Source organism: Microcystis sp. M53598_WE2, assembly GCF_030067735.1.
GTDB lineage: Bacteria > Cyanobacteriota > Cyanobacteriia > Cyanobacteriales > Microcystaceae > Microcystis > Microcystis aeruginosa.
Genome location: NZ_JASJFE010000497.1, coordinates 1 through 2,490, shown reverse-complemented (window position 1 = coordinate 2,490; position 2,490 = coordinate 1). Strand labels below are relative to the sequence as shown.

3 protein-coding genes are annotated in these 2,490 nt (G+C 42.3%); 1 reads left to right on the top strand and 2 read right to left on the bottom strand.

The annotated features are described in order from the left end of the window. The coding region (locus PX636_RS10250; protein ID WP_288117033.1) for an IS1634 family transposase at positions 1-530 on the top strand (530 nt) is incomplete at its 5' end. Between the two features lie 318 nt (positions 531-848). On the opposite strand, the gene PX636_RS10245 is transcribed toward PX636_RS10250, so the two are convergent. Next, entirely contained in the window at positions 849-1,226 is a 378-nt protein-coding gene (locus tag PX636_RS10245; protein ID WP_288117032.1) for a DUF433 domain-containing protein, read from the bottom strand. 358 nt (positions 1,227-1,584) lie between these two features. Continuing rightward, entirely contained in the window at positions 1,585-2,370 is a 786-nt protein-coding gene (locus PX636_RS10240; RefSeq protein WP_353853469.1) for a group II intron reverse transcriptase, read from the bottom strand. Between the last annotated feature and the right edge of the window lie 120 nt (positions 2,371-2,490).

The following is a 2,490-nucleotide window of genomic DNA, read 5'->3' as shown; positions in this document are numbered from 1 at the left end:
AAGAAACGGCCTTGGATGGTGTGTATGTGTTAAGAACTTCTCTGGAGTCAACTTTGATGGATGCAGCGACGACGGTTAAAGCTTATAAAAGTTTGTCTCCAGTGGAGGAGGCATTTCGCTGTTATAAGTCAATTGATTTAAAGGTACGTCCTATCTATCATTATAAGGGTGATAGAGTCAAGGCTCATATCTTTTTATGTATGTTGGCTTATTATGTGGAATGGCATTTAAAACAGTCTTTGGCTCCTTTGTTATTTGAGGATGAAGAAATTGATGATGGTTCTCTGAATGTGATTAAAGCCAATCGGAGTGAATCCGCTCAGTCTAAAGAGAGAAAAAAACGGAATCAAGAGAACCTCCCTGTGCATAGTTTTCGGACTTTGTTGGAAGACCTGGGGACAATTTGCTTGAATACAGTGGAATGTACGATTAGGGAGGGAAGTTATCGTTTTTCTAAGATAACTCGACCGACCCAACTGCAACAAAAAGCGTTAGATTTATTGGGAGTTTCCCTGATTTGTACCCAGTAACGGGGCGGCGGAAATTCTCTTATTCCCTCCTACAGCATAGGTTATGGCTTTTTGTCAACGGGGAAGTCCAGGTATACGGTCTGGTGCAGTGATTTGTTAGACGGGCTTATATTTAAAAAGGTAAAAGGTGCGTGAGACGCACCCTACAAGATTGGCGATCACACTGATTAGCTTTCGTCGGTCGGTGTGCATTGGGGTTGTTATGCCGTGTCACCAACAGATATGATGCGCCAATCACCTTATGGAATAACCCGCTAACAACAAGACTTCCAGAGATCAGAATTGCCTGCCGATTCAAGTTGTAATCAGCCAGAACAATCATTGCTTCTTCGCTTCCCGCTTTGCTCTCCGTTCCTGAAGTTTAGCTCTAACCGCTTCATAGCCTGGACGAGGAGGAGTAGCAGCGATCCGAGCAAAACGTTCGCGATTCCTCTCTTCCCAAAATTGTTTAGTTTCTGCGGCAGTCTTTAAAACCTCCTGATACGCTGCTTCCACTTCTGTTCGATGTGTTTCAATGTAGGAAAGGGCGGCATGAATCTGAGCATCTGTAAGATTGAAGGCATCACGAATAAACTTGGGTGGATACTGAGCTTTGAGATAATCCATCACGTCATACAGAGTAATACGAGTATCCGCAATTGTAAGCCCTCGCTCTGTGCGGATTATAGCTGTTTGTCCATTCGATGCCAGTGCCATAGCAGTCTTAGCTTTTAATCATTTAATTCCATAGTAGCGCACAAAAAAAGCAAGGGGAGCCAACGCCCCCCGACGACTGATTCGCAAAATCCTTAATCCTCAACCCAGATTGCTTACCATGATTTTAGTTTATCATTGATCGCTTTATTAAGTCAGGTGCAACGTTGTGTTATACCCGATCGCTTTGGCAATCACTTAATCTTGGCGATCGATATGATGTAGCGTGTGTTAGCGTTAGCGTAACGCACGGATTTTGAACATTAGATAAGGTGGGTAGAGTCGATGGGAGGTATTATCCTCCGCACCTCTCTCTTAGAGCCGAGCGTGCGACTTTCACCGCACTCGGCTCCCGATAATCTTAGCTTTCACTTTTGCACCTGTGGATGTAATCGTGGCATGATTCGTGTACTGCCAAAAGATTATTGGCTCGACCATTAGCGTGATTTCTATCGATGTGGTGCAGATGTATTCTTTCCTCATCAATAAATTTCAAGCCACAATATCCACAGGTATGGTTCTGTCGGATTAAAGACCTAGAAGTTGCTCCATCGTAAAGTTTGGACTGTCTCTTAGACCAGTAAACTAAGTCACCGTTAAAAGGCGAATAATCTCCTCTAACGTTGATGTGCTTGTTTTCTGAATATGGCACAGGTGGAAACGCTTTTTTGACTAAATTTGCAGCCATCTGGCGGTTTACCTTTTTTTCTTTTAAGAACACTTTATATGTCCTATGATTAAGTTGCCATAATGAGAATCTTGAGCCATTCAGTTGACAATAGCGGTGGTAGTTTCTCCATCCTCTGACTATTGGAGCTAATTTTTGGGCTTTAATCTTTGCCCCATAATTCGAGTGATTGATGATGGCTTTAACTTTCTGACGAAAGGCTTTAAAGTTTTCCTCTGAGGGATAACTTCTAAATTTTCCGTTGGCTTGCACAACAAAGTGCCATCCTAAAAAATCAAATCCTTCTGTCGAGGCTACTAACCTTGTCTTCGATGGCTTAATGTTTAGACCTCTTGTAGCTAGAAAACTTGCGACTTTTTCAAGAATCTCTTCCGCTTTATCTTGGGGTTTAAGAAGGAACACCAAATCGTCAGCATATCTGACTGAGTAGTGAATATTCGGTTCTTCGGTTTTTGTTATGCAATGGACGGGGGTTATAAGGGATGTAACCCTTATATAGAAAGGCATTTGGCGATTTTTGTCAATTATTTTTGATCTAGAGCGAACTAATCAATTAAGTCTCTTGCCAGATAAGGATTT

Coding starts and splice junctions, on each gene's coding strand:
- PX636_RS10245 (WP_288117032.1), bottom strand. CDS start 1,226: ATGGCACTGGCATCGAATGGACAAACAGCTATAATCCGCACAGAGCGA.